21 protein-coding genes are annotated in these 21,483 nt (G+C 59.5%); 9 read left to right on the top strand and 12 right to left on the bottom strand.

Features of this window, described 5'->3' with window-relative positions; all coding sequences use genetic code 11:
- Nucleotides 1-75: 75 nt before the first annotated feature.
- From gpmA to modE, 7 genes are all read right to left on the bottom strand, one after another.
- Nucleotides 76-828 (bottom strand): 2,3-diphosphoglycerate-dependent phosphoglycerate mutase, encoded by a 753-nt coding sequence (gpmA, locus tag QFI97_RS20105; protein ID WP_041144652.1) that lies wholly within the window; start codon nt 826-828, stop codon nt 76-78.
- A 334-nt stretch (nt 829-1,162) separates the two neighbouring features.
- Complete coding sequence (gene galM / locus QFI97_RS20100; protein WP_346431866.1) at nt 1,163-2,206, bottom strand: galactose-1-epimerase; 1,044 nt, start codon at nt 2,204-2,206, stop codon at nt 1,163-1,165.
- A complete protein-coding gene (gene galK / locus QFI97_RS20095; RefSeq protein WP_095095200.1) occupies nt 2,200-3,348 on the bottom strand; it encodes a galactokinase in 1,149 nt (382 codons plus the stop codon). Before galK ends, galM begins: the two co-directional genes overlap by 7 nt.
- 2 nt (nt 3,349-3,350) lie before the next feature.
- Nucleotides 3,351-4,397, bottom strand: coding sequence for a galactose-1-phosphate uridylyltransferase (gene galT / locus QFI97_RS20090; protein ID WP_095095201.1), 1,047 nt, complete (start codon nt 4,395-4,397; stop codon nt 3,351-3,353).
- A 9-nt stretch (nt 4,398-4,406) separates the two neighbouring features.
- Nucleotides 4,407-5,423, bottom strand: coding sequence for a UDP-glucose 4-epimerase GalE (galE, locus tag QFI97_RS20085; RefSeq protein WP_095095203.1), 1,017 nt, complete (start codon nt 5,421-5,423; stop codon nt 4,407-4,409).
- 206 nt (nt 5,424-5,629) lie between these two features.
- A complete protein-coding gene (modF, locus tag QFI97_RS20080; RefSeq protein ID WP_095095206.1) occupies nt 5,630-7,105 on the bottom strand; it encodes a molybdate ABC transporter ATP-binding protein ModF in 1,476 nt (491 codons plus the stop codon).
- Between the two features lie 67 nt (nt 7,106-7,172).
- Nucleotides 7,173-7,961 carry a molybdenum-dependent transcriptional regulator gene (modE, locus tag QFI97_RS20075; protein ID WP_346431865.1) on the bottom strand — a complete coding sequence of 263 codons (789 nt, stop codon included), beginning with the start codon at nt 7,959-7,961 and terminating at the stop codon, nt 7,173-7,175.
- Nucleotides 7,962-8,113: 152 nt separating this feature from the next.
- Here modE and QFI97_RS20070 point away from each other — a divergent pair, with 152 nt between their 5' ends.
- From QFI97_RS20070 to modC, 4 genes are all read left to right on the top strand, one after another.
- Nucleotides 8,114-8,263, top strand: a complete 150-nt coding sequence (locus tag QFI97_RS20070; protein ID WP_041144659.1) for an AcrZ family multidrug efflux pump-associated protein — start codon at nt 8,114-8,116, stop codon at nt 8,261-8,263.
- 139 nt (nt 8,264-8,402) lie between these two features.
- On the top strand, nt 8,403-9,179 hold the full coding sequence (modA, locus tag QFI97_RS20065) for a molybdate ABC transporter substrate-binding protein (RefSeq protein WP_095095211.1): 777 nt from the start codon (nt 8,403-8,405) through the stop codon (nt 9,177-9,179).
- Nucleotides 9,176-9,865: a molybdate ABC transporter permease subunit gene (modB, locus tag QFI97_RS20060; protein WP_095095212.1), complete on the top strand. Its 690-nt coding sequence runs from the start codon at nt 9,176-9,178 to the stop codon at nt 9,863-9,865. Before modA ends, modB begins: the two co-directional genes overlap by 4 nt.
- Before the next feature lie 2 nt (nt 9,866-9,867).
- On the top strand, nt 9,868-10,926 hold the full coding sequence (gene modC / locus QFI97_RS20055; protein WP_095095215.1) for a molybdenum ABC transporter ATP-binding protein ModC: 1,059 nt from the start codon (nt 9,868-9,870) through the stop codon (nt 10,924-10,926).
- On the opposite strand, the gene QFI97_RS20050 is transcribed toward modC, so the two are convergent.
- Entirely contained in the window at nt 10,927-11,745 is an 819-nt protein-coding gene (locus QFI97_RS20050) for a pyridoxal phosphatase (RefSeq protein ID WP_346431864.1), read from the bottom strand.
- 173 nt (nt 11,746-11,918) lie between these two features.
- Here QFI97_RS20050 and pgl point away from each other — a divergent pair, with 173 nt between their 5' ends.
- Nucleotides 11,919-12,914: a 6-phosphogluconolactonase gene (gene pgl, locus QFI97_RS20045; RefSeq protein WP_346431863.1), complete on the top strand. Its 996-nt coding sequence runs from the start codon at nt 11,919-11,921 to the stop codon at nt 12,912-12,914.
- A gap of 100 nt (nt 12,915-13,014) precedes the next feature.
- Here pgl and QFI97_RS20040 read toward each other — a convergent pair whose 3' ends face one another.
- From QFI97_RS20040 to QFI97_RS20025, 4 genes are all read right to left on the bottom strand, one after another.
- A complete protein-coding gene (locus QFI97_RS20040) occupies nt 13,015-13,812 on the bottom strand; it encodes an anti-sigma factor family protein (protein WP_346431862.1) in 798 nt (265 codons plus the stop codon).
- On the bottom strand, nt 13,809-14,324 hold the full coding sequence (locus QFI97_RS20035) for a sigma-70 family RNA polymerase sigma factor (RefSeq protein ID WP_346432110.1): 516 nt from the start codon (nt 14,322-14,324) through the stop codon (nt 13,809-13,811). The genes QFI97_RS20040 and QFI97_RS20035 overlap by 4 nt, the downstream gene beginning before the upstream one ends.
- Before the next feature lie 22 nt (nt 14,325-14,346).
- Nucleotides 14,347-14,898 carry a tetratricopeptide repeat protein gene (locus QFI97_RS20030; protein ID WP_331835743.1) on the bottom strand — a complete coding sequence of 184 codons (552 nt, stop codon included), beginning with the start codon at nt 14,896-14,898 and terminating at the stop codon, nt 14,347-14,349.
- Nucleotides 14,899-15,101: 203 nt separating this feature from the next.
- On the bottom strand, nt 15,102-16,385 hold the full coding sequence (locus tag QFI97_RS20025; protein ID WP_346431861.1) for a putative acyl-CoA thioester hydrolase: 1,284 nt from the start codon (nt 16,383-16,385) through the stop codon (nt 15,102-15,104).
- Nucleotides 16,386-16,660: 275 nt separating this feature from the next.
- Between QFI97_RS20025 and hutI the strand changes: the two genes are divergently transcribed.
- From hutI to hutU, 4 genes are all read left to right on the top strand, one after another.
- Nucleotides 16,661-17,920, top strand: coding sequence for an imidazolonepropionase (gene hutI / locus QFI97_RS20020; protein WP_346431860.1), 1,260 nt, complete (start codon nt 16,661-16,663; stop codon nt 17,918-17,920).
- Nucleotides 17,917-18,873 (top strand): formimidoylglutamase, encoded by a 957-nt coding sequence (hutG, locus tag QFI97_RS20015; protein WP_346431859.1) that lies wholly within the window; start codon nt 17,917-17,919, stop codon nt 18,871-18,873. Before hutI ends, hutG begins: the two co-directional genes overlap by 4 nt.
- A 56-nt stretch (nt 18,874-18,929) precedes the next feature.
- Nucleotides 18,930-19,655, top strand: a complete 726-nt coding sequence (locus QFI97_RS20010) for a histidine utilization repressor (protein WP_095097985.1) — start codon at nt 18,930-18,932, stop codon at nt 19,653-19,655.
- 142 nt (nt 19,656-19,797) lie between these two features.
- The gene (gene hutU, locus QFI97_RS20005) at nt 19,798-21,483 is read left to right on the top strand and encodes a urocanate hydratase (protein ID WP_045854530.1); all 1,686 of its coding nucleotides are present in this window, start codon (nt 19,798-19,800) and stop codon (nt 21,481-21,483) included.

Below are 21,483 nucleotides of genomic sequence, written 5' to 3'. Positions count from 1 at the left end.
GCGCGTCGCGACGCCGGGATTAAGGGCAAATAAAAAAGCGTGGAGCAATCCACGCTTTTTTTATACCGGCGAAAATTACTTCGCTTTACCCTGGTTCGCTACCGCCGCCGCTTTGGCAGCGATTTCATCAGCATTGCCCAGATAGTAATGTTTGATCGGCTTAAAGTTTTCATCGAACTCATATACCAGCGGCACGCCGGTCGGGATATTCAGTTCGAGGATCTCTTCTTCGCCCATGTTGTCGAGGTACTTCACCAGCGCACGCAGGGAGTTACCGTGAGCGGCAATAATGACGCGCTCACCGCTTTTCAGACGCGGCAGAATGGTTTCATTCCAGTAAGGCACCACGCGCTCGATGGTCAGCGCCAGGCTTTCAGTGACCGGCAGCTCGGCATCGGTCAGTTTCGCATAACGCGGATCGTGGCCCGGGAAGCGCTCGTCGTCTTTGGTCAGCTCTGGCGGCGTAATGGCAAAACCACGGCGCCACTGCTTAACCTGCTCGTCACCGTATTTCTCAGCGGTTTCGGCTTTGTTCAGACCCTGCAAAGCGCCGTAGTGGCGTTCGTTCAGTTTCCAGGATTTCTCAACCGGCAGCCAGGCCTGATCCAGTTCGTCCAGCACGTTCCACAGGGTATGGATGGCACGTTTCAGCACAGAGGTATAAGCAAAGTCGAAGCTGAAGCCTTCCTCTTTCAGCAGTTTACCTGCCGCTTTTGCTTCACCCACGCCTTTTTCGGACAGATCGACATCGTACCAACCGGTGAAACGGTTTTCGTTGTTCCATTGGCTTTCGCCGTGACGGACCAGTACCAGCTTAGTTACAGCCATTCTCTCACTCCTCAATACAACACGCCGTCCTTCGCGCTGTGGCTCAGCAGCCGCCTTCGTTCCCCCTGCGAGCATAGCGAGACTATGTTTTGCGGGACTCACTCAGCGGCCGAATCGATACAACCCGAATGCTGCGGTGTATGCGTTTATTGATTGATAACTATTCTCATTATATTGCTGTGATTTACCTCACGGCAACGCTTATCCCTAACCATAGCGAAAATAGTGGCTCAGTGTAAGATGCTTGTAAATCAGCGGTTATATTTTTGTCGGCAGGTGGCGTAATTTACGCCAAAGTGGCGAAAAAAAGCCCTCCATCAGGAGGGCGGGGGCATTATCTGGCGATGAACTGGTATTCCGTCAGGCTGACGTACTCCTCGCCCGGGTGTAATACGCAATCCGGCTGCGGCCAGTGCGGGTGGTTTGGCGAGTCGGGCAGGAATTCGCTCTCCAGCGCCAGGCCTTGCCAGTCTGCGTACGGTTGTTCCGTGCGCGACGGCGTGCCGCCGAGGTAGTTGCCGGAATAAAACTGCAGCGCCGGGGCGGAGGTGTACACCGTCATCTGCAGCTTTTCATCCTGCGACCAGACGTGGGCCGCCGGCTGGCCGGCATCGCCCTGCGCCTGCAGCAGAAACGCATGATCGTAGCCTTTCACCTTGCGCTGATCGTCATCGCTCAGGAACCGCTCCGCCAGCACCTGAGGTTCGCGGAAGTCAAAGCTGGTTTCGCTAACGTCGCGCAGATCGCCGCCGGGGATGCCGTCGCTCTCTACCGGCAAATAGCGGTCGGCGAAGAGCTGCAGCCGATGCTGACGAACGTCGGTCTGCTGACCATCAAGGTTGAAGTAGACGTGGTTGGTCAGATTCACCGGGCAGGGCCGATCGACGATGGCGCGATATTCGATGGCAATACGGTTATCGTCGGTCAGGCGATAGCGCGCCGTAGCCTGCAGATCTCCGGGGAATCCCTGGTCGCCGTCGGCGGAAGAGAGTGAAAACAGCGCCTGGCGTTCGTCGGCGCTGACTATCTGCCAGCGGCGCTTATCAAATCCGTCCGGCCCGCCGTGCAGCTGGTGGCCAGCGTCATTGGACGGCACCAGGTTGACGGTATGGCCATCGAGAACAAACCGACTGTTGGCGATGCGGTTGGCATAGCGACCGACCGAGGCGCCGAGATAGGCCGCCTGGCGGGTATATTGTTCCGGCGAGGCGCAGCCGAGCAGGGCTTCGCGGACGCTGCCGTCAGCCAGAGTGACCTGGGCGGAGAGCAGCGTAGCGCCCCAGTCCATCAGCGTGACCACCATCCCGGCGTCATTGCGCAAGGTAATGAGCTGCCACGGCTGGCCATCCGGCGCGCGTTCTGTTGTTTGATTTAGCACTGTCCGGCTCCCTGCGAAGGTTTGCAAACGTAGAAGGTCTCTTTAATACCGGTTTTCGCTTCATACTGCGCGGCAACGGCCTGCTGAACGGTATCCACCAGCTCTTCCGGCACCAGCGCCACAATGCAGCCACCGAAGCCGCCGCCGGTCATGCGTACGCCGCCTTTGTCGCCGATGGCGGCTTTGACGATCTCGACCAGGGCGTCAATTTGCGGGACGGTAATTTCAAAATCATCGCGCATCGAGGCGTGAGACTCGGCCATCAGTTCGCCCATACGCTTCAGGTCGCCTTTCTCCAACGCGCTGGCGGCTTCGACGGTGCGGGCGTTTTCGGTCAGCACGTGGCGAACGCGCTGAGCAACGATCGGGTCCAGCTCAGCGGCCACGGCGTTGAATTCGGCAAGGGTAACGTCACGCAGCGCCGGCTGCTGGAAGAAGCGCGCGCCGGTTTCGCACTGTTCGCGGCGGGTATTGTATTCGCTGCCGACCAGGGTGCGTTTAAAATTACTATTGATGATCACCACCGCCACGCCTTTCGGCATCGAGACGGCCTTGGTGCCCAGCGTGCGGCAGTCAATCAGCAGGGCGTGGTCTTTCTTGCCCAGCGCGGAGATCAGCTGGTCCATAATGCCGCAGTTACAGCCGACGAACTGGTTTTCCGCCTCCTGACCGTTCAGCGCGATTTGCGCGCCGTCCAGCGGCAGATGATAGAGCTGCTGGAATACGGTTCCAACGGCAACCTCCAGCGACGCCGAGGAGCTTAAGCCGGCGCCCTGGGGAACGTCTCCGGCAATGACCAGATCCGCGCCGCCGAAATGGCTGTTGCGCTTCTGCAGATGCTTCACCACGCCGCGCACGTAGTTGGACCACTGTTGGCTATCGTGGCTGACAATTTTCGCATCCAGCGAAAACTCGTCGGACTGATTTTCATAATCCGCGGCGATCACGCGTACCACGCGGTCCGTGCGCGGCGCGCAGCTGATGACCGTTTGATAATCAATGGCGCAGGGCAGCACGAAACCGTCGTTATAGTCGGTATGTTCGCCGATCAAATTAACGCGACCCGGAGCCTGAATGGTGTGGCTGGCAGGGTAGCCAAATTTCTCGGCAAACAGGGCTTGGGTTTTTTCTTTCAGACTCATTGTTATTCTCCGGATTCGCGAAAATGAACGTCGCTGACCGCGCGCAGACGCTCGGCGGCTTGCTCCGCCGTCAGGTCACGCTGGGTTTCGGCCAGCATTTCGTAGCCGACCATAAATTTGCGTACCGTAGCGGAACGCAGCAGCGGCGGATAAAAGTGGGCGTGTAGCTGCCAGTGATTATTGTCTTCACCATTAAACGGCGCGCCGTGCCAGCCCATAGAGTAGGGGAACGAGCACTGGAACAGGTTGTCGTAACGGCTGGTCAGCTTTTTCAGCGCCAGCGCAAGGTCGGTGCGCTGTGCGGCGGTTAAATCGGTCAGGCGCAGGATGTGCGCTTTCGGCAGCAGCAGGGTCTCAAATGGCCAGGCCGCCCAGTAGGGAACAACGGCCAGCCAGTGTTCAGTTTCGACAACCGTGCGGCTGCCGTCAGCGAGTTCACGCCGGGCGTAATCCACCAGCATCGGCGAACCGTACCCGGCGTAGTGCGCCTTCTGCAGGCGATCTTCGCGTTCGGCTTCGTTCGGCAGGAAGCTGTTGGCCCAGACCTGGCCGTGCGGATGCGGGTTGGAGCAACCCATCGCGGCGCCTTTATTCTCAAACACCTGCACCCACGGGTAGTGCTGGCCGAGATCGGCCGTCTGTTCCTGCCACGCTTTAACCACGCCGTCCAGGGCTTCAACGCTCAGCTCAGGCAGCGTTTTGCTGTGGTCTGGCGAGAAGCAGATGACCCGGCTGGTCCCGCGCGCGCTTTGACAGCGCATCAGGGGATCGTCGCTTTCCGGTGCATCCGGAGTATCGGTCATCAAGGCCGCAAAGTCGTTAGTAAACACGTACGTGCCGGCGTAATTCGGGTTGGTATCACCGGTGACGCGGGTGTTACCCGGGCACAGGAAACAGTCCGGATCGTGCGCTGGCAAGGTCAGTTTTGCCGGCGTTTCCTGCGCCCCCTGCCAGGGGCGCTTGGCGCGATGCGGGGAAACCAAAATCCACTGCCCGGTTAACGGGTTATAGCGACGGTGCGGATGGTCGACGGGGTTAAATACGCTCATGACGGTTCCTTAGTCTGGGTAACCCTGCGGATGACGGGACTGCCAGTGCCAGGTGTCCTGTGCCATCTCGTCAAGGTTGCGCGTGACGCGCCAGTTCAGTTCACGGTCGGCCTTTTCGGCGTCAGCCCAGTAGGCCGGGAGATCGCCTTCACGGCGCGGCGCGAAGTGGTAGTTAATCGGTTTGCCGCAGGCTTTGCTGAAGGCATTAATGACGTCAAGGACGCTGCTGCCAACGCCTGCGCCAAGGTTATAAACGTGCACGCCTGACTTACCGGCCAGTTTTTCCATCGCCGCAACGTGACCGTCCGCGAGGTCCATAACGTGGATATAGTCGCGCACGCCGGTGCCGTCTTCGGTCGGATAGTCATTACCGAATACCGCCAGCGATTCGCGACGGCCCACCGCCACCTGCGCAATGTACGGCATCAGGTTGTTGGGGATGCCCTGCGGATCTTCGCCCATATCCCCGGACTGGTGAGCGCCAACCGGGTTGAAGTAGCGCAGCAGCGCAATGCTCCACTCGGGCTGGGCTTTCTGCAGGTCGGTAAGAATTTGTTCGACCATCAGCTTGCTTTTGCCATACGGGCTTTGCGGAGTGCCGGTCGGGAAGCTTTCAACGTAAGGGATCTTTGGCTGGTCGCCGTAGACGGTAGCGGAGGAGCTGAAAATAAAGTTTTTAACGCCGGCGGCGCGCATGGCGGAAACTAACTTTAACGTGCCGGTCACATTATTGTCGTAGTATTCCAGCGGTTTAGCGACGGATTCGCCGACGGCTTTCAGTCCGGCAAAGTGGATCACCGCCTCAATGGCGTGATCGTGCAGGATCTCGGTCATCAACGCTTCATTGCGGATATCGCCTTCAACAAAGGTCGCTTTTTTCCCGCCAAGACGCTCAATCACCGGCAGCACGCTGCGCTTACTGTTGCAGAGGTTGTCGAGAATAATCACTTCATGTCCCTGCAGCAGCAGCTGTACGCAGGTATGACTTCCAATGTAACCGCTACCACCTGTAACCAATACTTTCATGACTCGCTCCAATAGGCTTATCGTATGTGAAGACGATAGCATATCAAAGAACGAAAAAGTGTGACACAGACCAAATTGGTGGTATCGCTTACACTAAAATACACAAACGCGATGTTTAAATAAATACTGTTTTAAAACATTATGTTAATGGTTATTTTTGAACTTTATCTGAAAAAATACAGGGATCCGCAGACCCCTGGATTGGTTTATTTTGCCAGCGGACCGATCCGGTAAGTGTAACCGTCTCCACTCGGAATAAACTCCAGGCGGTGGGTGATGCAGTCCGGGGCGTCTTCGGCATGGTGGGAAACAAACAGCAGCTGGGTGGCCCCTTCGCTAATCAGCACGTCAACAAAGCGGCGTACCAGCTGGCGGTTGAGAGGGTCGAGACCCTGCAGCGGCTCGTCGAGGATCAGCAGCGTCGGGTGTTTCACCAGCGCGCGGACAATCAGCGCCAGACGCTGCTGGCCCCACGACAGGCTGTGGAACGGGGCGTCGGCGGTGCGGCCGTCAATACCCAGAATATCCAGCCAGGTTTGTACCAGCTTGCGCTGCTTATCGGAAACGGCCTGATAGATGCCGATCGAGTCGAAATAGCCCGACAGAATGACGTTGCGCACGGTGGTGCTGACGCGATACTCCAGGTGCAGGCTGCTGCTGACGTAGCCGATATGCTTTTTGATATCCCAGATGGTTTCACCGCTGCCGCGACGGCGGCCAAAAAGGGTCAGGTCGTTGCTGTATCCCTGGGGATGGTCGCCGGTGATCAGGCTGAGCAGCGTCGATTTCCCGGCGCCGTTGGGCCCGACTATCTGCCAGTGCTCGCCGGGGTTTACCTGCCAGCTGAGGTGATTGATGATTGGCCGGTCGTTGTATGACACCACGCCATCGTTGAGGATAATGCGCGGCGTATCGGCAGCGAGAGAGTGGCGGGCGGCGGGCGCATCCGGTTCCGGTAACGCGATCCCGTCAAGCTGCTCGCTGTGGGCCAGCTGGGCGATCAGCGCCTGCTGCAGCAGGGTCTGCTTCTCACCGATCTCGCTTAGCGTACAGTCCGCCAGCACGCCGGCAAACTGGACGAATGCGGGGATTTCATCGAACCGGTTGAGTACCAGCACCAGGGTGATGCCTTCTCCGTTCAGGGTTGCCAGCAGTTCGGCCAGCTGGTGGCGGGAGGCCACGTCAAGGCCGTCGAAAGGCTCATCAAGGATCAGTAAATCCGGTTTGGCCATCAGCGCCTGGCACAGCAGCGTTTTGCGCGTCTCGCCGGTGGAGAGATATTTAAAACGGCGCTGCAGCAGGCTGGAAATGCCAAACAGCCCGGCAAGATGAGCGCAGCGGGCGGCATCCTTATATTCATCCTGGATTATCTCATGCGTAAAACGGCCGGTATCTTCTTCGCCAGGGCTGAGCAGATCGGTGTTGTTGCGCTGCCACTCGTCGCTGACCAGCTTCTGTAGCTGTTCAAAGGAGAGGCGGGTGATGCGGGTAAAATCACTTTCACGCCGGCCGGAGAGCAGGGTGAGTTCGCCGGATAGCGCGCGGGCCAGCGCGGATTTACCGCTGCCGTTGCTACCGACGAATGCCCAGCTTTCGCCGGCGCCAACGGTGAGGTGTTCAATATTTAGCGTTTTTGTGTCGCTCAGGCGGAACGTGCCTTGCGATATTTGCAATGATGACATTGTGTATCCCACTTTTTGCAGCAAAGTGCTTCAGGGATACGTCTTCAGGCGGATAATGTCAATCCCGTCAGCACAAGGTGGCAAGAATGATGCGATCGGCATTGAAATAGGCGATCGCCTCGGCACTTTCAGCCAGATCGCGAATCTGCTCCCGAGGAAGGGTCGCACACAGGTTCTGGCCGTCCGGCAGCGTCATCAGCACTTCGCACTGCTCCGGCCCGTATTCGATATGACCGATCCGTCCCGTGAGCTGGTTGTCCGCTTCTGCGGCCACCGCCGGGTCCTGGGTCATACCGACCCACGGCGCTTTCAGCAAAACCAGCACCTCCTGGCCTTCATCCAGGCCGAGCCGTTCGGCGCTTTGGGCGGTGATCGCGACTTTAAAGCGGGTCTGTCCGTCGGCCAGCAAAACCTCCACATGCTGCTGCACCTGCTGATGGTCGCGGCCGGTGATGGTGCCAAACCACTGGTTACGGGCGCTGGTTTGCAGGGAGAAGCGGGAGATGGCGGCGAGCAGGCTGTCGAGAGGCAGCGCGTCGTCGTCGCTCAGGACGTCAAAAGCTTTCTGTTGAATCTGCGCCAGCAGATCGTAAAGCTGAATCAACCGCTGGCCGTAGCGGGTCAGCACCGCGCCGCCGCCGCCTTTACCGCCGGTCGCGCGGTCAACCAGCGCCTGCTCGCTGAGCTGATTCATTTCGTTAATAGCATCCCACGCGCTTTTATAGCTGATGCCGGCATTTTTCGCGCCCTGGCTAATTGAACCCGTCTGGTCAATCTGTTTCAGCAGGGAGATGCGGCGAGGGTCGGCGAACAGGCGCTGCTGTAATTTCAGGGTGAGGAGAATTTCGGCCTGCATAATAATATCCTGGCAAAAAGGGTATTGTGACCGATAGCGAGCATCTTGCAAGATAGATCTATGACCGTAGTCGGCGAGGCATCGCACAAATGGGGCGTGTTTTTCCTGCTGAAACGGTTACAATTAAGCATTCGTACTTTCTGGAGCCAACTATGTTAGAGCTATTGAAAAGTCTGGTTTTTGCCGTGGTCATGGTCCCGGTGGTGATGGCTATCATCCTCGGTCTGATTTACGGTCTGGGCGAAGTGTTCAACATCTTCTCCGGCGTCGGTCATAAAGATCGCGGCCAGCAAAAAAACTGATTTCCTGACGCCCGGTTTCTCCGGGCGTTTTTTTATCCCTTCCTTTTGATCCTTCTCTATTTACCACCAATTCGCACTGGGAAAACCCTGTTCACATCGTTATATTGTTTCGTACATAACGCACGCACAGGAGTTTCAGATGGCACGTCAATGGTTACGTTTTTTTGTCGGAGCAACGTTAACGCTCTCCGTCGCCGGGCAGGCGCTGGCAGAAGAGGGGAAGATAACGGTCTTCGCGGCGGCTTCATTAACCAACGCGATGCAGGATATCGCTAAGGCGTATAAGCAGGAGAAAAAGGTTGATGTAGTCTCATCCTTTGCCTCCTCTTCAACGCTGGCACGGCAAATTGAAGCGGGCGCGCCTGCTGACCTGTTTATCTCCGCAGACCAGAAATGGATGGATTACGCGGTTGAGAAAAAAGCGATTGATACCGCCTCACGCGAAACGCTGCTGGGAAACAGCCTGGTTGTCGTTGCGCCAAAGGCCAGCGCGCAGGGCGATATTACCATCAACAGCAAGACTGACTGGACCAGCCTGCTGAAGGGCGGCCGTCTGGCGGTGGGCGACCCGGAACATGTACCGGCCGGGATTTATGCTAAAGAAGCGCTGCAAAAGCTGGGGGCATGGGACACCTTGTCAGCAAAACTGGCTCCGGCGGAAGACGTGCGCGGGGCGCTGGCATTGGTTGAACGTGACGAAGCGCCGTTGGGCATCGTTTACGGCTCCGATGCGGTTGCCAGCAAAGGTGTTAAAGTAGTGGGCACCTTCCCGGAAGATTCGCATAAGAAGGTTGAGTATCCGCTGGCCATTATTGACGGGCATAAAAATGCAACCGTCAGCGCATTCTATGACTACCTGAAAGGGCCTGAGGCGTCAGCTATCTTCAAACAATACGGATTTACCACGCGCCAATGATTTTAAGCGATCCCGAATGGCAGGCGGTGCTGCTGAGCCTCAAAGTATCATCCCTGGCGGTGGTGTTTAGCTTACCTTTTGGGATCTTTTTTTCCTGGCTGCTGGTCAGGCGCAGCTTCCCCGGAAAAGCGCTGCTCGACAGTATTCTCCACCTCCCGCTGGTGCTGCCGCCGGTGGTGGTCGGCTATTTACTGCTGGTTGCGATGGGAAGACGCGGTTTCATCGGCAGCTGGCTGTACGACTGGTTCGGCCTGACATTTGCCTTTAGCTGGCGCGGCGCGGTGCTGGCGGCGGCGGTGATGTCGTTTCCTCTGATGGTGCGGGCGATTCGCCTGGCGCTTGAAGGGGTCGATATCAAGCTGGAGCAGGCGGCGCGAACCCTCGGCGCCGGGCGCTGGCGGGTGTTCTTTACCATCACCCTGCCGCTGACGCTGCCGGGCATTATTGTCGGCACCGTGCTGGCCTTCGCTCGCTCGCTGGGCGAGTTTGGCGCGACCATCACCTTCGTTTCCAATATCCCCGGCGAAACGCGCACGATCCCCTCGGCAATGTATACCCTGATCCAAACGCCGGGCGGCGAGGGCGCCGCCGCGCGTTTATGCTTAATTTCGATCGTCCTGGCGCTGATCTCGCTGCTGGTTTCCGAATGGCTGGCTCGCCTCAGCCGCGCGCGGATGGGTAAATAACGATGCTTGAACTCGATTTTACCCAGACGCTGGGAACCCACTGCCTGAACATTCAGGAGACGCTGCCCGCCAGCGGTATTACTGCGATATTTGGCGTATCCGGAGCCGGTAAAACCTCGCTCATCAATGCCATCAGCGGCCTGACCCGGCCGCAGAAAGGACGAATCGTGCTCAACGGCCGGGTGCTGAATGATGTCGAAAAGCGCATCTGCCTGGCGCCGGAAAAACGGCGGATTGGCTACGTTTTCCAGGATGCCCGCCTGTTCCCGCACTACAAAGTGCGCGGCAATTTGCAGTACGGCATGGCGAAGAATATGGCCGGGCAGTTCGATAAGCTGGTGGCGCTGCTGGGGATTGAGCCTCTGCTCGAGCGCCTGCCGGGCGGCCTCTCCGGCGGCGAGAAGCAGCGGGTGGCCATCGGCCGGGCGCTGCTGACCGCCCCCGAGCTGCTGCTGCTCGATGAGCCGCTGGCATCGCTGGATATTCCCCGTAAGCGTGAGCTGCTGCCCTACCTGCAGCGGCTGGCGCGCGAAATCAATATCCCGATGCTGTACGTCAGCCATTCGCTGGATGAGATCCAGCATCTGGCGGATAAAGTGCTGGTGCTGGAAAACGGCAGCGTGAAGGCGTTTGGCGATCTCGAAGAGGTGTGGGGCAGCAGCGTGATGCACCCGTGGCTGCCGCAGGACCAGCAGAGTACGATACTGAACGTTTCGGTTGTCGCCCAGCATCCGCAGTATGCGATGACCGCGCTGGCCCTCGGCGAGCAGCGGCTGTGGGTCAACCAGCTCGAGCGGCCGCTGGGCGAGTCGGCGCGCATTCGCGTTCAGGCGTCCGACGTGTCGCTGGTGCTGGAGCTCCCGCAGCGAACCAGCATTCGTAATATTTTACGCGCGCAGGTGGTGCAGTGTATTGAAACCAACGGACAGATTGAGGTGCAGCTGGAGGTCAGCGGCCGCACTCTATGGGCGCGCATCAGCCCGTGGGCCAGAGATGACCTGGGGGTTACGCCAGGTCAGTGGCTGTACGCGCAAATCAAGAGCGTGTCGATTACCGCCTGATCACAGCAGGTTGCGGTTGATAAAGTCGGCAATGCTGTTGCTTTCGTTCTCGCCAATCACCACGTTCGCGCGCGCTTTGACTTCGTCGACTGCGTTACCCATCGCCACGCCGGTACCGGCGGCTTCCAGCATGCTGAGATCGTTATAGTTGTCGCCGAAGGCCACCACGTCCTGCATCGACAGCCCCTGGGCTTCAACCCACTGCGCCAGGCGCTTGCCTTTGCTGTTGCCGGCGCGGGCGATATCGACCTGATCGTGCCACGACCATTCGCACTCCAGCCCCAGCGTCTGGCCGACGTGCTGCGCGAACTGCTGCAGTTTGGGAATGTTTTCATCGGTGAGGGCAAACTTCCACACCGCCTTCACCTCGCGCGCCGCCTGCGCCAGGGAGTCAACCTGGGTGAAGACCGGACGCTGTTCCGGCGGCAGCGACTCTGCCCAGCGGGCGGTACGGATGACGTGCCCGGTCGGTTGCTCGTAGAGCATGGCGTCGTCGACGTACATCAGGCCGTGAACGTCGTGGTCGGCCAGCATCCCGGCGAGGCTTAGCGCCTTATCTACCGCCATCGGATCGGCTTGCAGAACCTTTTTTGCCTGATAATCATACAAATAAGTGCCATTACAACAAATTGCAGGTGTATCCAGAGCCAGTGCCTGATAAAAAGGATGGATCGCGACGTGATGTCGACCCGTGACGACGATCACCTGGTAACCGGCCGCGCGGGCACGCGCCAGCGCCTCAAGTGAGGCGGGCAGGATCGTCTTGCTTGAGGTCAATAAGGTGCCGTCTAAATCCAGGGCAATCACGCGTGAGGTCATGTGTTGTTTCCGGTTAATGGTGAAAAGTGAGCAGGCCATGATGGTACACCGCTGTGCCTCAGGGGCAAATTTTTCAGCATCTACCGTTAAAAGAGTCTATACATTGCATCGAACAAGCAGCTTGCTGAATGAAATGTATAAGTTTTCCATGCGCAGTGAGGAAAGGAGTATTCATGAAACAAACCGTTTATACCGCCAGCCCGGAAAGCCAGCAGATTCACGTCTGGAGTCTGGATCTTGCGGGAAATTTGACCCTGGTACAGGTTGTTGACGCCCCGGGTCAGGTGCAGCCGATGGTGGTTAGCCCGAATAAAGAGTATCTCTACGTCGGCGTGCGTCCGGAGTTTCGCGTACTGGCTTACCGCATTGCGCCAGATAACGGGGCGCTGACTTTCGCCGGTGAAGCCGCGCTGCCGGGGAGCCCGACGCATATTTCGACCGACAGGCTGGGCCGCTTCGTGTTCAGCGCCTCCTACAATTCGGGCTGCGTTAGCGTCACGCCGCTGACCGACGGTCTGCCGGGTGAAACGGTGGCCGTGGTTGAAGGGCTGGAAGGCTGCCACTCGGCCAATATTGCCCCGGATAACCGCACGCTGTGGGTACCGGCGCTGAAGCAGGATCGCATTTGTCTGTTTACCCTCAGCGATGACGGTTTCCTGGCGGCGCAGGAGCCGGCGGAAGTCACCACCGTTGAAGGCGCCGGCCCGCGTCATATGGTGTTCCATCCGAACCAGCAGTACGGCTACTGCGTTAACGAGCTGAACAGCTCCGTCGACGTCTGGGAGCTGAAGGACCCGCACGGCAAAATTGAGTGTGTGCAGACGCTGGATATGATGCCTGCCGACTTTACCGGCGTGCGCTGGGCGGCGGATATCCACCTGACCGCCGACGGCCGTCATCTGTACGCCTGCGATCGTACTGCCAGCATTATCACCATCTTCAGCGTCTCCGAAGACGGCAGCGTGCTGGCGATTGAAGGCTACCAGCCGACCGAGGCCCAGCCGCGCGGCTTTAACCTCGATCACAGCGGCAGGTACCTGATTGCCGCCGGGCAGAAATCACACCACGTCGCGGTATATGAAATTAGCGGCGAGCAGGGCCTGCTGCAGGAGAAAGGGCGCTATGCCGTAGGTCAGGGGCCGATGTGGGTTGTGGTTAACGCTCACTAAGCCGCAGAGGCTGATAAAACCTCGCTGCGGCGAGGTTTTTTTATGCGTCGGGCGAGGTCGTTGCAAATGAGCCCGCCGTCCGGTCGCGGCGGTATGGCACTTATGACAGCGCCGCCTGTAGCGCCCGGGCGCTATTGTGCAGCTGTAGGCCAGGGTTGCGGCCAATTAATACGAACTGATATCCCCGATCGTGCCACCAGGCGAGATTCATCCCGTGGCGCTGCTCGCTGCTAATCTCCGCGCTGCCCGGCTGGCGCAGCGGAGAGATGCACAGCGCCATGGGGCCATATTCGGCATGCATCCAGGCAATCTGCGCGATGGAGGTGCTGTCGTAGCGCAGCATGCGGACCATTTTAAGCTCCGCGCCCTGCAGCCTGAGCTGCTGTTCATTGAGATGCAGGCCGATATCCTCGGCGGTGCGCGTCAGGCCGCGCTGCAGCAGCGGCGACGAGCTGTCGAGATCGAGCAGCGTTTCGGCGCTGTAGAGCGACATGTAGCGGGCTTCAAGATCGCGAATATTTTCGCTCTCGTCGGGCTCGCCCGCCGGAGCGCGCGCCAGATAGCCTAACCCGGAGCCAATCAGCAAAAAGCTGAGCGAGGCGGCAATCATCGAGCGGCGGCTAAACGACGGCCGTGGCGCGCGGCTATCCTCGTCCTCCGCCAGCTGCGCTTCCAGCCTTGCCTGCATGCGCTCCAGCGGAGCCTCGTCGAGTAAGGGAGCGAAGGCCTGACGATAGTTCTGATTGCTGCTCATCAGCTCGGCGGTGCGGGCGGCAAGCTGCCCATCGCTCTTGAATGCGGCTTCGAACCTGCGGGCGTCGGCGTCGCTCATCTCGCCATCCAGCCAGGCAACGATGGCCTCATCGTTATAGGGAGGCGTAAAACTTAAGGATTTCAAGAGCGTTTCTCCTTCGCAGAGGGCGGGGTAGCTATCGATTTTGCCAGCGTCAGCCTTGCCGCCGCCAGCCGGCTCATAATGGTACCAACCGGCACCGACAGGGTGTCCGCCGCCTCCTGATAGGTAAAGCCTTCGACATACACCAAAAATACGGCATTGCGCTGCGCTTCCGCCAGCGCGCCCACGCGCCGCATAATTTGCCGGTACTGCAGGCTATCTTCCGCCATTTCACGGGAATCCGGCGCAACCAGCTCTTCGCTGTCAACGAATCCTTGCCCCATCCGCACGTGGCGCGCGCGCAGCTCTGAGATCCAGATTGAGTGGAGAATAGAAAACAGCCATCTGTCGATACGCGTGCCCGGCGTATACTGCGCGCTCTTTTCGAGCGCGCGTACGCAGGTGGACTGTACCAACTCTTCGGCTACATCGCGGCTGCGCGACAGTACCAGCCCGTAGCGCCAAAGGCGGGCCAGATGCGCGGCAAGCTGTGAGCGAACTTCACTGGTTGTGATTTTCTTACCCTCGTGACGATATTCAGGATTCGGGATGTCCGTTAATGGCCGCCTGCAGATCGCGATACTCCTCGCAGCCCTGGCCGCAGATCCCGGCAATCACCTTCAGCTGCTCCTTCGCGAGATCCGGACGACCTTTTATCATCCAGGCTTCACCCAGATACTCCCGCGCTTTGGCATAATTCGGCTCAAGCGCCAGCGAACGCTGATAATAGCCGATGCCTTCGTCCGTGCGGCCGAGCTTGCGGGTTGCATAGCCGCGGTAGTTCCAGGCCTCGGCCGTATTACCGTTTTTTAACGAATCCAGCAGGTTCAGCGCCGTCTGGTACTCGCCTTTTTTCGCCAGATGGTAAGCGTAGTTGGTTTTATCCTGGTCGCTGAGGCTGCTGGTTTTCTCCGGCACGCACTGTTTGGTGGCGCTGTTGTAAACCTGCCCGCTCGGGCAGTCCGGAGTTTTACTCTCGGTACTATTATCGCCCATGGCAAAAACCGGCGGCACGGACAGGAAAAATAGCAGTGCCGGAACGGCCATGCGGCGCGAAGCGGGGCGTAATGCAGAGGAAAGTGCGTTCATTTTAGTCTCCAGAGTGGGCGAATGCGCGACCGGGCGTACAGGTGAACCGCAAGGGTTAAGTGCCGTCATGGTCTTGCATGGTATAAACGCGCCAGCGGGAGTTTTTATTCGCCTAAAAAGCGTATTTTTTTGCGGCCGGGAAAGCCCGTCGGGAAGAGGGGGAGGTAAAGGGGGAGCGGCGTCCCCCTTTTAAGCTGCGGCGGTTACTGCTTAGGCTCGGCTACGATAAAGCTTCCCACGCCGCGGTTGTTGTATTCCCACATGCGGTTGAAGCCGTTGTCGTTGAGATTACGCTGCGCAACGCCTTTAGCGTCCACCGCGCCGGTATCACCGCTGAATGCGCGGTTAGATACTGCCGCGTCGGCCCACGGCTTAGCGACATTAAAGCCTTCGTTAATCACGCTATCGCGGATAACAACCTGACCGTTGGTGTTGCTATCAACGTCCAGAGAGCGGCCCAGCTGAGCGAAGCCGTCGCCGGAAGCGGTGAAGCGGCTGTTGATGGCCAGGAAGCCGTAGGTGACGCTCTTCAGCGTAGCCGGAGCAAAAACGTAGCCCTCTTTCTGCGTGCGGGAATTCACGACGCGGAAATCGGTATTATCAAATACGACGGCGCCGCGGCCGGCAACGATATCGACGTCGCCTTCAATATAGCTGTTGCTGACCAGCGTGCGGGTCTGGCGATCGTTCTGCAGGCGGTTCTGCACGCCGCTGTTGGTCACGAAGAAGGTGTTCTGGCGGCCCAAAATATTGACGTTGTTAATCTGGACCTGGTCGCCATCGCTGCGCAGGGCTACGGCCTGGTGGGTACCGGCATCAACGCTATCGCCGAGGTTGTTAGCGATGGTCAGGTTCTGCAGCTGCAGGCCGTTATTCTGCGACCAGAAGACCGCAGAGCACATCATGCCAACGGTGGCCGTACGCTTGCTCTGGCAGTTGTCGAACATATACCACGCCGGTTTGCCTGGCATATATTTTCCGGCCGGATTGACCAGGTGGCGCCAGCTGGTGACGTCCATTTCAGAATCGATCGCCTGGCTAATTTTCACATCCAGCGGCTTCTCGCCGGTACCGTACAGGGTCAGCGCGCCGGGGGCGGCCGGAACATAGACGGTACCGGTATATTCACCCGGCATAATCGCAATGAACAGACGGCGGTCGGAATGGCGGGCGATTGCCGCATCAACGGCAGCCTGAATCGTGGTGTGGGTAACGCCTTGAGTGCCCGCAGGCCCGACGACGAAGTCAGGCTGGGCCGGCACGGCAATGGCTGCCGGCTTCCACGCTGCGGCGTTCGGGTCCAGCGACTGGAAATAGCTCGTCGGCAGGAAGTTCTTCGCTTCATCGGCGCTTAAAACCGGGCGAGAGGCGATACCCGGCGCGGCCTGGGTAGAGGGTTGCTGATCGGCAGGGGTTGAGCTGCAGGCGGATAACGTCACGCCGAAGGCCAGCGCCAGCGCCAGTCGGGAAACTGAGAATGTGTTCATGTTGCTCCGGGCAAGAATCAATTAGCTATACCCGCCATACTTCAAGCCGCTTCTTTGCTGGCAGCGTGCGCCTGCCATCTCGATACGGGCCGAATTATTTGGGGTGTGTGAATAGATAAGCTCTTTAAAACCTGCTTTTTTATACTAAGTTGAGCAAAACGGGAAGACGCTGAGCTAAAAAGTTAGCGTAATGCTGTTTTGCATCCTGAAGCGGGGCCGCTCGCAGTCACAAAAAAATAACAATTCCGCCTGCTTTTATTGACATTCTCGGTGGAATGAAAATAAATGTCTATACAACCCATGACAAGTTGACTGGTATGACTAAAGCCACTTCCGATCTCGTTATCTGGCGAAACGCCCGCCTCGCCACGCTGAACCCTCACGACTCGCGGCCTTATGGCCTGCTGGATCGCCACGCGCTGCTGGTGCGCGATGGCCGGATTGAGGCCGTGATCCCTGAAAGCGACGCCCCGGCCGGGCGGAGTATTGACCTTGGCGGCAGGCTGTTGACGCCGGGGCTGATTGATTGCCATACCCACCTGATCTTCGGCGGCAGCCGGGCGCAGGAGTGGGAGCAGCGGCTAAACGGCGTCTCTTACCAGACGATTAGCGCTAACGGCGGGGGAATTAACTCGACGGTGCGCGCCACCCGCGAGAGCAGCGAAGCGCAGCTGCTGGCGCTGGCGCAGCAGCGCCTGGATCGCCTGCTGCGTGAAGGGGTGACCACGGTTGAAATTAAGTCCGGCTACGGGCTGGATCTGGAAAACGAACGCAAGATGCTGCGCGTGGCGCGAGAGCTTAGCGAAAGCAACGCGGTGGAGCTGTCGGCCACGCTGCTCTCCGCCCACGCCACGCCGCCGGAGTATAAAGATGACCCGGACGGCTACATCGCGCTGGTCTGCGAAACCCTGCTGCCGACGCTGTGGGAAGAGGGGCTGTTTGAAAGCGTCGACGTGTTCTGCGAAAACGTCGGCTTCAGTCCGCAGCAGACCGAACGGGTATTCCAGGCGGCGCAGGCCCGCGGAATCCCGGTGAAGGGCCACGTCGAACAGCTGTCATCGCTCGGCGGCGCCGAACTGGTCAGCCGCTATCGCGGGCTCTCTGCTGACCATATCGAATATCTGACGGAAGAGGGCGTGTCGGCGATGAGCCAAAGCGGGACGGTCGCGGTGCTGTTGCCCGGGGCGTTTTATTTCCTCAACGAGACCCGCCGGCCGCCGGTAGAACTGCTGCGCCAGCACCGGGTCCCGATAGCCGTCGCCACCGACTACAACCCGGGCACCAGCCCGTTCGCCAGCCTGCATCTGGCGATGAATATGGCCTGCGTCAAGTTCGGCTTAACGCCGGAGGAGGCATGGGCCGGCGTGACCCGCCACGCGGCCCGGGCGCTGGGGCGCCAGGCGAGCCACGGCCAGCTGGCGGCGGGATTCGTCGCCGATTTTGCCATCTGGGACGCCGAACATCCGGTAGAGATGGTTTATGAACCGGGGCGCAGCCCGCTCTGGCATCGCGTGGTTCGAGGAGAAATGCAATGAAGCTGTGGCAACCGACGCCCGCCGGGCTGTGGCAAGGACGTGATGACAGCGGCGAAGCCGCCAACGCGCTGCGCCTGTTTCAGACGATAGCGCGGGTGGACCGTTTCGCTCCCGACGAGCAGCCGGGCGAGATTGCGCTGCTGGGGTTTGCCTGCGACGAGGGCGTGCGGCGCAACCGCGGGCGCACCGGGGCAGAAAAGGGGCCCGAGACGCTGCGGCGGGCGCTGGCGAATATGGCCAGCCACGACGGCCACGACCGCTGCGTGGATATGGGCAGCATTAGCGTGATGGGCGACGCGCTGGAAGAGGCTCAGCAGGCGCTGCGCGAGGCGGTAACTGCCTGCCAGCGCGCCGGCAAACGCACCCTGGTGCTGGGCGGCGGCCACGAAACCGCCTTTGGCCACGGCGCCGGCGTGCTGGACGCGTTCCCCGACGAAAAGGTCGGCATTATCAACCTCGACGCCCATCTCGATTTACGCTTTGCCGACCGGGCCAGCTCGGGAACGCCGTTCCGCCAGCTGGCGCTGGAGTGTGAAGCGCAGGGGCGCGGTTTTCACTACGCCTGCATCGGCGCCAGCCGGGCGGCGAATACCCAGGCCCTGTGGGATGAGGCGGCGCGTCGCGAGGTGCGGGTCATTGAGGATCTGGACGTGCTGCAGGCCTATGAAGAACGGGCTGCGCCGGAAATCGCGCGCCAGATAGCCCTCTACGATCGCCTCTACCTGACCATCGACCTTGACGTCATGCCGGCGGCTGAAATGCCGGCGGTGTCGGCTCCTGCTGCGCTGGGCGTGCCGCTGACGACGCTGCTGCGCATCGTCGAGCCGCTGTGCCGCAGCGGCAAGCTGCAGGCGGTGGATCTGGTGGAGTTTAATCCGCAGTTTGACCTCGATAGCCGGGGGGCCCGCACGGCGGCCCGGCTGGCGTGGCAAATCGCCCATTGGTGGCGCTGACGATTCAGTATATTCTGATCGTTTCGCCGCCCATTGAGTATAAGGAAAGCCAGGCTATGTTTTCACAGCAATCTCTCTCCGCGCCGGCACCGTTCTATGAAAAGGTGAAGCAGGCGATCAGCGAAAAGATCCAAAGCGGCGTCTGGCGCCCGCACGATCGCATCCCTTCGGAAGCGGAGCTGGTGGCGCAGTTTGGGTTTAGCCGGATGACCATCAACCGGGCGCTTCGCGAGCTCACCGATGAAGGCCTGCTGGTGCGCCTGCAGGGCGTGGGGACCTTTGTGGCGGAGCCGAAAGGACAGTCGGCTCTGTTTGAAGTCCGCAGCATCGCCGATGAAATCGTCTCCCGCCAGCACCAGCACCGCTGTGAGGTGCTGCTGCTGGAAGAGACCCAGGCCGATCTTATTCAGGCGGCGGCGCTCAACGTCGCCGAAGGCACGCGGATATTTCACTCCCTGATGGTGCATTTTGAAAACGACGTTCCGGTACAAATTGAGGACCGCTGCGTCAATGCCACCGTGGTGCCGGACTATTTACGCCAGGACTACACCGCCACCACGCCGCACGACTACCTGTCGCTAATTGCCCCGCTAACCGAGGGGGAGCATATTGTGGAAGCGGTGCAGGCGAGCGCGAAGGAGTGCGAGCTGCTGCACATTCATGCCCACGATCCCTGCCTGATGATTCGCCGCCGCACCTGGTCGACGACGCATATTGTTTCCCACGCCCGCCTGCTGTTTCCCGGCAGCCGCTATCGCCTGCAGGGGCGTTTCGGATCCTGATCCTCCGCGCGTCGGCAAAAGCGTGATTGCTGACGCAATATAACAAAATTGTATCATTTCTGTTAAATCCTGGCTTGCGTAGAGTTGTATAGACAAGTATATGTATCTACGTAAACAACGTTAATTGTCAGGAGAAACCCCGATGTCGCAAAGCAAATATCGCCAGCTGGACGTACGTGCACCGCGAGGCACCACGCTGAGTGCGAAGAGCTGGTTGACCGAAGCGCCGCTGCGTATGTTAATGAATAACCTCGATCCGGACGTTGCCGAAAACCCGCATGAGCTGGTGGTTTACGGCGGTATTGGGCGCGCGGCGCGTAACTGGGAATGCTATGACGCTATCGTGAAGGCGCTGAAAAACCTGGAAAACGATGAGACCCTGCTGGTGCAGTCCGGCAAGCCGGTGGGGGTGTTCAAAACCCATGAAAACTCACCCCGCGTGCTGATCGCCAACTCTAACCTGGTGCCGCACTGGGCGACCTGGGAACACTTCAACGAACTCGACGCCAAAGGTCTGGCAATGTACGGCCAGATGACCGCCGGGAGCTGGATTTATATCGGCAGCCAGGGCATCGTGCAGGGAACCTACGAAACCTTCGTCGAAGCCGGCCGCCAGCACTATGAAGGCAGCCTGAAAGGGCGTTGGGTCCTGACCGCCGGTCTGGGCGGCATGGGCGGCGCTCAGCCGCTGGCCGCGACCCTGGCGGGCGCCTGCTCGCTGAACATTGAGTGCCAGCAGAGCCGTATCGATTTCCGCCTGCGTACCCGCTACGTTGACGAGCAGGCGACGTCGCTGGATGACGCCCTGGCCCGCATCAAAAAATATACCGCCGAAGGCCGCGCCGTCTCGATCGCGCTGTGCGGCAACGCCGCCGACATCGTGCCGGAAATGGTGAAACGCGGCGTGCGCCCGGACATGGTCACTGACCAGACCAGCGCCCACGACCCGCTGCACGGCTATCTGCCGAAAGGCTGGAGCTGGGAAGAGTATCAGGAAAAAGCGGTCTCCGACCCGCAGGGCACCATTCAGGCCGCCAAACGCTCGATGGCCGACCACGTTCAGGCCATGCTGGCCTTCCATGAGATGGGCATCCCGACCTTCGACTACGGTAACAACATTCGCCAGATGGCCCAGGAAATGGGCGTCGACAAGGCCTTCGACTTCCCGGGCTTCGTTCCCGCCTATATTCGCCCGCTGTTCTGCCGCGGTATCGGCCCGTTCCGCTGGGTGGCGCTCTCCGGCGACCCGCAGGATATTTATAAGACCGATGCCAAAGTGAAAGAGATTGTCAAAGACGACAAGCATCTGCACCACTGGCTGGATATGGCGCGCGAGCGCATCAGCTTCCAGGGCCTGCCGGCGCGTATCTGCTGGGTTGGCCTCGAGTGGCGCCAGAAGCTGGGTCTGGCCTTTAACGAAATGGTTCGCAGCGGCGAAGTTTCCGCGCCGATCGTTATCGGTCGCGACCACCTTGACTCCGGGTCGGTTGCCAGCCCGAACCGTGAAACCGAATCCATGCGCGATGGTTCTGATGCGGTTTCCGACTGGCCGCTGCTCAACGCCTTGCTGAATACGGCCAGCGGCGCGACCTGGGTTTCGCTGCACCACGGCGGCGGCGTAGGCATGGGCTTCTCTCAGCACTCCGGGATGGTTATCGTCTGCGACGGGACCGACGAAGCGGCCGCGCGAATCGCTCGCGTTCTGCATAACGACCCGGCAACCGGCGTGATGCGTCACGCGGATGCGGGCTATGAGATTGCGATTGAATGCGCAGCGGAACAAGGACTGAATCTTCCTATGGTGTCAGCAACGCAGGGGCAACGCTGA

Origin of the sequence: Klebsiella scottii, assembly GCF_036561945.1 — a bacterium.
Classification (GTDB): Bacteria; Pseudomonadota; Gammaproteobacteria; order Enterobacterales; family Enterobacteriaceae; genus Klebsiella; species Klebsiella scottii.
This window is presented reverse-complemented; position numbering and strand designations above follow the sequence as displayed.

Bases quoted from the DNA above. Each gene is read 5' to 3' on its own strand.
- modC (WP_095095215.1), top strand. From the start codon at position 9,868: ATGCTTGAACTCGATTTTACCCAGACGCTGGGAACCCACTGCCTGAAC.
- galK (WP_095095200.1), bottom strand. From the start codon at position 3,348: ATGAGTCTGAAAGAAAAAACCCAAGCCCTGTTTGCCGAGAAATTTGGC.
- modE (WP_346431865.1), bottom strand. From the start codon at position 7,961: ATGCAGGCCGAAATTCTCCTCACCCTGAAATTACAGCAGCGCCTGTTC.
- gpmA (WP_041144652.1), bottom strand. From the start codon at position 828: ATGGCTGTAACTAAGCTGGTACTGGTCCGTCACGGCGAAAGCCAATGG.
- pgl (WP_346431863.1), top strand. From the start codon at position 11,919: ATGAAACAAACCGTTTATACCGCCAGCCCGGAAAGCCAGCAGATTCAC.
- QFI97_RS20050 (WP_346431864.1), bottom strand. From the start codon at position 11,745: ATGACCTCACGCGTGATTGCCCTGGATTTAGACGGCACCTTATTGACC.
- galE (WP_095095203.1), bottom strand. From the start codon at position 5,423: ATGAAAGTATTGGTTACAGGTGGTAGCGGTTACATTGGAAGTCATACC.
- hutI (WP_346431860.1), top strand. From the start codon at position 16,661: ATGAAAATAAATGTCTATACAACCCATGACAAGTTGACTGGTATGACT.
- hutG (WP_346431859.1), top strand. From the start codon at position 17,917: ATGAAGCTGTGGCAACCGACGCCCGCCGGGCTGTGGCAAGGACGTGAT.
- galT (WP_095095201.1), bottom strand. From the start codon at position 4,397: ATGAGCGTATTTAACCCCGTCGACCATCCGCACCGTCGCTATAACCCG.
- modA (WP_095095211.1), top strand. From the start codon at position 8,403: ATGGCACGTCAATGGTTACGTTTTTTTGTCGGAGCAACGTTAACGCTC.
- QFI97_RS20070 (WP_041144659.1), top strand. From the start codon at position 8,114: ATGTTAGAGCTATTGAAAAGTCTGGTTTTTGCCGTGGTCATGGTCCCG.
- hutU (WP_045854530.1), top strand. From the start codon at position 19,798: ATGTCGCAAAGCAAATATCGCCAGCTGGACGTACGTGCACCGCGAGGC.
- modB (WP_095095212.1), top strand. From the start codon at position 9,176: ATGATTTTAAGCGATCCCGAATGGCAGGCGGTGCTGCTGAGCCTCAAA.
- QFI97_RS20010 (WP_095097985.1), top strand. From the start codon at position 18,930: ATGTTTTCACAGCAATCTCTCTCCGCGCCGGCACCGTTCTATGAAAAG.
- modF (WP_095095206.1), bottom strand. From the start codon at position 7,105: ATGTCATCATTGCAAATATCGCAAGGCACGTTCCGCCTGAGCGACACA.
- QFI97_RS20030 (WP_331835743.1), bottom strand. From the start codon at position 14,898: ATGAACGCACTTTCCTCTGCATTACGCCCCGCTTCGCGCCGCATGGCC.
- QFI97_RS20025 (WP_346431861.1), bottom strand. From the start codon at position 16,385: ATGAACACATTCTCAGTTTCCCGACTGGCGCTGGCGCTGGCCTTCGGC.